Origin of the sequence: Gordonia sp. 852002-10350_SCH5691597, from assembly GCF_001665715.1 — a bacterium.
Lineage (GTDB): Bacteria > Actinomycetota > Actinomycetes > Mycobacteriales > Mycobacteriaceae > Gordonia > Gordonia sputi.
In genome coordinates this window covers 1-8,412 of the sequence record NZ_LZMO01000190.1, presented here as the reverse complement: position 1 = coordinate 8,412, position 8,412 = coordinate 1, and the positions used below count along the sequence as shown (strand labels likewise).

General features: G+C 65.4%; 8 protein-coding genes. 5 read left to right on the top strand and 3 right to left on the bottom strand.

Features of this window, described 5'->3' with window-relative positions; genetic code table 11:
* Positions 1–73: 73 nt before the first annotated feature.
* Positions 74–1,537 carry an MFS transporter gene (locus tag A5777_RS13955; protein WP_064863118.1) on the bottom strand — a complete coding sequence of 488 codons (1,464 nt, stop codon included), beginning with the start codon at positions 1,535–1,537 and terminating at the stop codon, positions 74–76.
* Between the two features lie 172 nt (positions 1,538–1,709).
* On the opposite strand from A5777_RS13955, the gene A5777_RS13950 reads away from it, so the two are divergent.
* The 4 genes from A5777_RS13950 to A5777_RS13935 all read left to right on the top strand — a co-directional run bounded on the left by A5777_RS13950 (position 1,710) and on the right by A5777_RS13935 (position 5,549).
* Positions 1,710–2,678, top strand: coding sequence for a serine hydrolase (locus A5777_RS13950; protein ID WP_064863117.1), 969 nt, complete (start codon positions 1,710–1,712; stop codon positions 2,676–2,678).
* Positions 2,675–3,154, top strand: a complete 480-nt coding sequence (locus A5777_RS13945) for an ArsR/SmtB family transcription factor (protein ID WP_064863116.1) — start codon at positions 2,675–2,677, stop codon at positions 3,152–3,154. Before A5777_RS13950 ends, A5777_RS13945 begins: the two co-directional genes overlap by 4 nt.
* 43 nt (positions 3,155–3,197) lie before the next feature.
* Positions 3,198–4,208 (top strand): acrylyl-CoA reductase family protein, encoded by a 1,011-nt coding sequence (locus A5777_RS13940; protein WP_064863115.1) that lies wholly within the window; start codon positions 3,198–3,200, stop codon positions 4,206–4,208.
* 96 nt (positions 4,209–4,304) lie between these two features.
* Entirely contained in the window at positions 4,305–5,549 is a 1,245-nt protein-coding gene (locus tag A5777_RS13935) for an APC family permease (RefSeq protein WP_064863114.1), read from the top strand.
* On the opposite strand, the gene A5777_RS13930 is transcribed toward A5777_RS13935, so the two are convergent.
* Complete coding sequence (locus A5777_RS13930) at positions 5,512–6,870, bottom strand: cytochrome P450 (protein ID WP_005201779.1); 1,359 nt, start codon at positions 6,868–6,870, stop codon at positions 5,512–5,514. The two genes, A5777_RS13935 and A5777_RS13930, sit on opposite strands and share 38 nt — an antisense overlap.
* A 61-nt stretch (positions 6,871–6,931) precedes the next feature.
* Here A5777_RS13930 and A5777_RS13925 point away from each other — a divergent pair, with 61 nt between their 5' ends.
* Positions 6,932–7,612 (top strand): response regulator transcription factor, encoded by a 681-nt coding sequence (locus tag A5777_RS13925; protein WP_005201781.1) that lies wholly within the window; start codon positions 6,932–6,934, stop codon positions 7,610–7,612.
* Here the strand turns inward: A5777_RS13925 and A5777_RS13920 are convergent.
* Positions 7,529–8,412 (bottom strand): sensor histidine kinase (locus tag A5777_RS13920; RefSeq protein ID WP_197502383.1); only part of this gene is annotated, 884 nt, incomplete at its 5' end. The genes A5777_RS13925 and A5777_RS13920 overlap by 84 nt on opposite strands.

The following is an 8,412-nucleotide window of genomic DNA, read 5'->3' as shown; positions in this document are numbered from 1 at the left end:
GCCGGGGCCGCAGAATTCGCCATAGCCAATTCTCTCAAACCACGAACCATAAACTAATTACCGACACGCGACACTAGTGAGCTTCCTCGGCGTTGCGGGAGTTGGTCAGCGTGAGGGCTCCGATGCCCGCGATCACGCCGACGACGATCCCCAGCACGACATACGTGATGCTCTCCCCGTGGAAGAACGTATCGGTGAAGGCCGCGGTCCACGTCCCCTCCGGTAGGTGCGCCGCCACGAGCGTCGCGAGCATCGTGCCGACGATCGCCGTGCCGACGCTGCTGCCGACCTCCTGCGCGGTGTCGTTGAGCGCGGTGCCGATCGACGTCTGATTCTCGGGCATCGCGTCGACGAGTGCGATCGCACAGATCGTCATGACCGTCCGTAGTCCGAAGGTCATCACGACCATGAAGATCGCGATCGCAAGGTATCCGTGCGTGACACCCCAGCCGAGACCCGCGGTGCCCACTGCGAGCGCCATCGCGCCGATGAAGCAGGTCATCCGGTGACCGATGCGGCTGATCAGTGCCTCCGACAGCGGTGTAGCGAGGAGCATCGTCGCGATCATCGGCAAGTTGGCCAGACCGGCCTTCATCGGGCTCCAGCCGTAGGCGTACTGGAAGTGCAGGATAAGCCCGAACATCACGCTCGCCATCGCGATTGCGCTGCCGACCTGGGCGATCGTCGCACCGCGCACGGTGCCGTTGCGGAACAGCGCAAGATTCAACATCGGTGCGGCACTTCGCCGTTCATGCCAGACGAATGCCGCGCCTGCGACCACCGCGCCGATGATCGACGCCAGCGTCATCGCCGACGCCCAGCCGTGGTCGACGCCGCTCGTCAGCGACCAGCAGGCGAGACCGATCGTCGCGATACTCAGCAGCGCTCCCGGGATGTCGAGCTTGTAGTCGGTGAGGTCTTCGCGACGATCCGACGCGACGCCGAACCAAATGCCGATGCCGGCGATGAGCGCGATCGGCGCATTGACGACGAGCAGCCACTCCCAACGCACATGAGCAAGCGCGGAACCACCAAGGATCGGGCCGAGCACGAATCCGGCCATGCCGACGACGATCATCACGGTCATCGCGCGCATCCGCAGCGTCTTGTCGTCGAAGAGACGGAAAACTAGCGAGTTGGTGATCGGGGCCATCATCGCGGCGGCGACGCCGAGTGCGGCTCGCAGCGCGATCAGCTCACCCGTCGAGTTGACGAGGATGACCAGCAGGCTGAGCAGCCCGAACGCGGCCAAGCCGATCATCAGGACGCGGCGTCGACCGAACCTGTCGGCGATCGACCCCGCGGTGAGCAGCAGCCCGCCGAAAGTAAGTGAGTACGCGCCGGTGATCCACTGCAGCGCAGTGGTGCTACTGCCGAGATCGCGACCGATGGTCGGCAGGGCGATCGAGAGCAGCGTGTTGTCGACCATCTCGACGAAGAAGGCCAGACAGAGCGCAGCGAGCGGTATAGCTGCTGCGGCGAGCGACGTATAGGTGCGCGACGATTTCTGCGCCGCGGCATCAGTGGTGGTTGCCATGACAGCACCTCCTATCAGTAGTCAGGATTTGTTGACACTGACGTTAGGGAGCCGCTCTTACACGGCCCTGCCGTCGCCTGTCATGGACCTGACAGTCGATAACTCAGGGTTGCGGCAACACCAACTCGTCGGTAGTTTCGTAATTACGGATTTACGAACTTGAGGAGTTTCGATGCGTTCCGCTTCCTACCTCGCACTCGTTCTTGCCGTGGCCGTGGGTCTCTTCACCCCTGCATCTGCCCAAGCCACGCCCCCTTCCGCCACCACCGTGTGTGCTCCGCCCGCCAATCCGGATGTCACGTCCGTGCCCGGCTGGATCGGGTACCTCGCTGGGCATCGCAGCAACTACGCGCTGACCGTCCGACCCCTCGACGGCGACCCGATCACACACAACGCCGACGTCCCCTTCCCCGCGGCGTCGTCGATCAAACTCATCCATCTCGCGGCGTACGCGCAGGCAGTTGCCGACGGCCGGCTCGACCCGGAGGCGCGCATCCCCATCACGGACTGGCAGCGCTGGTACCTCCCGCTCGACGGCGGCGCGCATGTTCGAGCGCTCGACTACCTCCGAATCCCATCACGCGAGGGCATCCCGCTCGACCCCTCAGCCACGGTGACCTACAGCCAACTCGCCGACGTGATGATCCGCTTCTCCGACTCCGCAGCGCCCGACCTGCTTCGCAACACACTGGGCGACAACGCTTTACGAGCCGTCATGATGCCCTACGGATTCACCGGTCCGGTACCGAGCCTCTTCGACACCTACCTCGCTATCGCCAATCCGCTCCGACCACAAACTGATTCGCATCTCGAGGCGACGTCGAACGCGCTCAACGCGCTGATGACAAGCTTTGCCGACAGCTCATTCGGCCCTGGCGCAGAGCTTGCGCGCCACCACCTCGAATACCAGGGACCGATGCCCGACGGCTCGGTGCTCGGATTCAAGGGCGGCAGTCTCCCCGGGGTGATCACCGAGGTCTTCGAGTACCGCACTCCCGACGGCAAGCTCGGGACCGGCACGCTGATGGTCCGCGGAGTCTCCCGGCGCGACGTCGAAGCCGACAAGTTCACCCATCAGAAACTGCTGCTCGCAGCCATCACCGATCGCGACATCGGACACGCGCTACGGTGCTTGGGGTGAGCAGCGATCCATCCGACGACCTCGCAGCCCGAGTCGCGCGCCTCGAAGCGGCAGTGTTCACCGCGAGCGATCACGCGGGCACCGAACAGGACTCAGCCGCCGAGGGCCGGTCGGGAATGCTCGGTTATTCGGGCAGCGTCGACCTCACCGGACCCGTCACCTGGAACATCGCCTATTCGTCTGACGCGACGCTCGATCTCGCGCCGGAGACGACCGCCAACGTGTTCGCCGCGCTCGGCCATCCCGCGCGCGTCGAGATCGTGCGCATCCTGGCACGCGGCAACGCCTCGGTCGCACATCTGCAGGAGTCGGGCGACTTCGGGACGTCGGGTCAGCTCTACCACCACCTGAAGATCCTGACCGCGGCGTCGATCGTCACCAAAGTCGGTCGCAACGACTACGGGATCGCCCCGACTCATCTGGTCCCGGTGCTGATCTGTCTGCTCGCCGCAGGCGACATCGGAGGATTGCTCTGACCTACGCTGGATTTCGACGACCCACGACGATCCGAGGAGCACAATGACGCGCACCCTGCCCGATCAGTTCACCGTCCTGATGGCCCGCGAGTCCGACGGCGAAATCACCTTGGCGAGCGAGCAACTCGACGCCACCGAGCTGCCCGACGGCGAGGTGACGATCGCCGTCGACTATTCCGGCGTCAATTACAAGGACGCACTCGCTGTCACACCGCGTGGCGGCGTGGTGCGCGACTATCCCATCGTGCCGGGGATCGACCTCGCCGGCGAGGTGATCGCATCGTCGACACTCGACTTCAACCCCGGCGATTGCGTTGTGGCACATGGCGGTCCGATCGGAACCGCGCAAAACGGCGGTTACGCCGCCTATGCACGAGTACCCGCCGCGCAGGTCGTACGACTCGACACACTCTCGACGCGCGAAGCCGCCGCCATCGGCACGGCAGGCTTCACCTCGGCACTCAGTGTTGTCGCACTTCTCGACCGCGGACTGACGCCCGACGACGGCCCCGTGGTGGTCACCGGGGCCAGTGGCGGTGTCGGTTCGGTGAGTGTCGATCTGCTCAGCGCACTCGGGTTCTCGGTCACCGCGTCGAGCGGAAAGTCCGACGCCGCAGCGCTATTGACCGATCTTGGCGCCACGTCGGTGGTCGGCCGTCTCGTCGACGACGACACCAAGATTCGTCCGCTCGGTAAATCGCAGTGGGCGGGCGCAGTCGATTGCGTCGGCGGCACGACGCTCGCCTACGTGTTGTCGACCATGAACCACAGCGGCTCGGTCGCCGCGAGCGGTCTCACCGGTGGTGCCGACCTGCCCACGACCGTGATGCCCTTCATCCTGCGCGGCGTGGCGCTCCTCGGAATCGACTCCGTGTTGATCGGGCCCGAGCTCCGCCGGTCGGTCTGGGCACGCCTCGAAAGCGACTTGCGCCCAGCGCATCTCGATCGACTCGCCACCGAGATCGGGGTCGACGATCTCGACGGCGCGCTCGCCGAGATACAGGCGGGCAAGACGACTGGACGAACAGTGGTACGTATCAGCGCTCACAGCTGATCCCAGCGGCGCCCTGGTCTTCGTCGTCCAATAGCACGCCACCTGCCATTCACCTTCCGGTGAGAGTCTCGACCATGCTTCGACCACGATCGACCCATGACTGACCCGACGCTGCACCGCAGACTCGGCATGTCCGACGCCGTGATCATCGGCCTCGGCTCGATGCTCGGCGCCGGGATCTTCGTTGCGCTGACACCCGCAGCTGCCGCAGCCGGATCGGCGCTGCTGATCGGGCTGGTCATCGCCGCTGTTGTGGCCTACTGCAACGCGACGTCGTCGGCGCGACTTGCGGCCGTCTACCCGGTCTCCGGTGGGACGTACGTGTACGGCCGCGAGCGGCTCGGTGACTTCTGGGGATACCTCGCGGGGTGGGCGTTCGTGGTCGGCAAGACGGCGTCGTGCGCCGCAATGGCGCTGACCGTCGGGCTCTATGCCTGGCCTGCACATGCACACGTGGTGGCGGTCGCCGCTGTTGTCGCGCTCACCGCGGTGAACTACGTCGGAGTGCAGAAATCGGCGTGGCTGACACGCGCGATCGTCGCCGTGGTGCTGATGGTCCTCACCGTGGTGGTCGTGACGACGCTCGCGTCGGACGTGGGCAGCGTCGACTCACTCGGGGTCCGCTCGGACGCACGAGTCACCGGGACACTGCAGTCCGCGGGAATCCTGTTCTTCGCCTTCGCCGGCTACGCGCGCATCGCGACGCTCGGCGAGGAGGTGCGGGAGCCTGCCCGCATCATTCCTCGCGCGATCCTCGTCGCGCTGGGGATCGCCTTGGTCGTCTACGCGACTGTCGCGGCCACCGCACTCTGGGCGCTCGGGGCATCGGGACTCGCTGCCGCGACCGCGCCGCTGGCCGCGATGACGCAGGCCGCAGGCGCTGGCTGGCTGACTCCTGTCGTTCGGGTCGGCGCCGCTGTCGCAGCGCTCGGTTCCCTGCTCGCACTGATTCTCGGCGTCTCCAGAACGACATTGGCGATGTCGCGCGACGGACATCTGCCACGGACGTTGGCGAAGGTTCACCCGCGCTTCGGCGTGCCGCATCACGCCGAACTCGCCGTCGGTGCAGTTGTCGCCATAGTTGCCGCGACCGCAGATGTCCGTGGCGCGATCGGATTCTCGTCGTTCGGAGTTCTGCTGTACTACGCGATCGCGAACGCGTCGGCCATGACGCTTTCGCGCCTCGAGCGGCGCCCACCTCTGATCGTCTGCGTCGTCGGCCTCGTCGGCTGCGTGGTACTCGCGTGCACACTTCCACGCGCCTCGGTGATCTCCGGCGTCGTGGTGATCGTCATCGGTATCGCTATCTACGCGTGTCGGATCGTTCTCGCGCGTCGGTGACCGCCGCGCTGAAACCCACATTCGCTGTCAGAGCGACGTCGCGACGCTCGTAGTCGTCGGAGTCGACCGTCCAGTCGAGCCGTCGGGCCATGTGGTGAATCGCAGTCGCCGCCTCCAGGTACGAGAAGTTCATGCCGATGCACTGGTGCGCACCACCACCGAAAGGTGCCCATGCCAACCGATGCCGTCGCTCCGCGTTCTCCGGCATGAATCGCTCAGGATCGAAATGGTCTGGCCGCGGCCATATTTCGGGTATCCGGTGATTGCTCGCGCTGACCGCGATGACAAATGTGCCCTTCGGGATGAAGTGGCCACCGATCGACGTGTCCGCAATCGCCGCACGGGGGATCACCGGAACCGGTGGCCGCAGCCGCAGCGACTCCTTGAACACCGCCTGATAGACGTCGGACTGCTTCAGCGTCGCTGCTGACGGCGCTTCACCCAGACGCTGCGCCTCGTCGACGACCCGTGCACGCCACCGCGCGTCACGCCCCAACCGATAGGCCATCGACGTCATCGCAATGGTCGCGGTGTCGTGAGCAGCGAACAGCATGAATCGCATGTGGTCGACGACCTGCTGGTCGGAGAGCTGCGAGCCGTCGTCGTCGCGTGCGTGGCACAGCGCCGACATCAGGTCCGGTCCGTCCGCGCCGCGTCGCGCCGGCAGAAGGTCGCTGAAGAACTCGTCGACGACGCCGCGCGCACGATGCCCACGCGCCCACATGGTGCCCGGGACCCGAACCCGAACCAGCGCACTGCCCGCCTCGATGAGATCGACGAACGCCGCATTCATCCGATCGGCATCGTCACGCGAAAGCCTCTCTCCGACAAACAGTTCCAACGCGACGTCGAGTGCCATCGCTTTGAGTTCGGTACGCATGTCGACGTCGGGTCCGCGTGTGAACCGCGTCGCGGCCTCGGCGGCAAGCGAATTGAGCTGCTCCTGGTAGCCGGCGAGACGGTCGGCGGTGAACGCCGCCTGCATGATTCGACGATGCTTGCGATGTTCCTCCGTATCCATCAGCAGGATTCCGCGTTCGAAGAGAGTGCCCAGCGCGAATCCGTAGACCGGCTCGTTGCGGAACGCGCGGTCGGCGTCGCGAACCAACTCGCCGAGCGCCTCGGGACCCTGCACGATGACGATGTTGCGCCCGAGCACCGTGATGAAGGCGATGTCGCCGTAGTCGGCACGCAGATTCTCAGCGAACTGCGCCGGGTCGGCTCGCAGCCGCAGTGCGGACTGCAGCGGAAGCGATCGTGGTCCACGTACCGGGAGTAGGGTCGAATTGTTACGGGGTCGGGTCAATGTGCGGTGACGCATCGGGGTCCTTTCTGATGGCGACGCCGGAAGCCGCGGTGCCTGAGCATCGTGGAGAAGGGCGATGACCGACGTGCGTGTGTTGGTGGTGGACGACGACGTGCGGGCGGCCGAGACCATTCGTCGAGTGTTGGTCAGCGATGGGTGGAACGTGGCGGTCCTGCACGACGGCGCGCAGGCGCTACAGCGTGCCGTTGACGAGGAGTTCGACGCAGTGGTGCTCGACATCATGCTCCCCGGCCTCAACGGCTATGAGGTCGTCCGAGAGTTGCGTAGACAGTCGCAGTGGGTGCCGATCGTGATGTTGTCGGCGAAAGACGGCGAGTACGACCAGGCCGAGGCGCTCGACTTCGGAGCCGACGACTACCTCGTCAAGCCGTTCTCCGTCGTCGTACTGAAGGCCCATCTACGGGCCGTCGCCAGACGCGGTCAGCGCGAGCGACCGGCGATACTCACGGCGGGATCGCTGTGTCTCGATCCCGCCCAACATGTCGTCACGCGCCACGGGACGCCGATTACCCTCACTCCCCGCGAGTACGCAGTGCTTGAACTGCTGTTGCGTAATCAGGGTCGGGTGATGTCGAAACAAGCCATTCTCCAATCGGTGTGGGACGAGAATTACGACGGTGACCCGAACATCGTCGAGGTCTATATCGCCTACCTACGCAAGCGCATCGACGCCCCGTTCGGGATCGCGTCCATCGAGACGATCCGCGGCGCCGGGTACCGTCTGATCGCACTCTGAACGGCTCCCTGCTTCTTCGGAACCATCTGACGAGTGCCCTAGTGGCAGAACGAGTTCGACGGTGGCGCCGCCGTGTCTGCCGTCGACGGCTGAGACCGAACCACCATGGGCCCGCGCGATCTCGTACGCGATTGCCAAGCCGAGACCGGCTCCCGACGAGTCACGCTGACGGTCGACGTCGAGTCGCGAGAACCTGTCGAAGATCATCGATCGGCGGTCGACGGGGATGCCGGGCCCGTCATCGCTGACCGCGATGACCGCATTCGATTCATCGGAGTGCAGCGAAACCCACACCGCCGAATCGCTGTGCCTGGCGGCGTTGTCGACGAGGTTGCGCACGGCGCGTCGAATCATCTCTGCGTCGCCTGAGACTCGAACGGGCACAATGCGTGCGGTCACCTTCGCCGCACCCATGGCACGCAGCCGTGCGACCTCCCCGACGACCACGTCGTCGAGGTCCACGTCGCCGGCGGTGACTGTCAGACCCCGTTCGTCAGCGCGTGCCAGAAGGAGCAGATCTTCTGCCATGGCCTGCATCCGACGCGCCTCGGGCAGGAGGATGGTGCGGACGGTTTCCACATCGATCGGCGACGACGTGTCGTCGGCAAGGTCGAGCAAACCCACCAGTGTCGTCAGTGGACTTCGCAATTCATGCGACGCGTCGCCGATGAAACGCAGTTGCGACTCCCGCCCGCGTTGGAGTCGCCCGAGCATGCTGTTGACGGTGACCGCGAGCGTGCGGATCTCGTCGTCCGCGGTCGGCACGGGGACTCGCTGCTCGAGCTCGGTGGAGGTGATCT

Coding starts and splice junctions, on each gene's coding strand:
- A5777_RS13940 (WP_064863115.1), top strand. CDS start 3,198: ATGACGCGCACCCTGCCCGATCAGTTCACCGTCCTGATGGCCCGCGAG.
- A5777_RS13930 (WP_005201779.1), bottom strand. CDS start 6,870: ATGCGTCACCGCACATTGACCCGACCCCGTAACAATTCGACCCTACTC.
- A5777_RS13950 (WP_064863117.1), top strand. CDS start 1,710: ATGCGTTCCGCTTCCTACCTCGCACTCGTTCTTGCCGTGGCCGTGGGT.
- A5777_RS13925 (WP_005201781.1), top strand. CDS start 6,932: ATGACCGACGTGCGTGTGTTGGTGGTGGACGACGACGTGCGGGCGGCC.
- A5777_RS13935 (WP_064863114.1), top strand. CDS start 4,305: ATGACTGACCCGACGCTGCACCGCAGACTCGGCATGTCCGACGCCGTG.
- A5777_RS13955 (WP_064863118.1), bottom strand. CDS start 1,537: ATGGCAACCACCACTGATGCCGCGGCGCAGAAATCGTCGCGCACCTAT.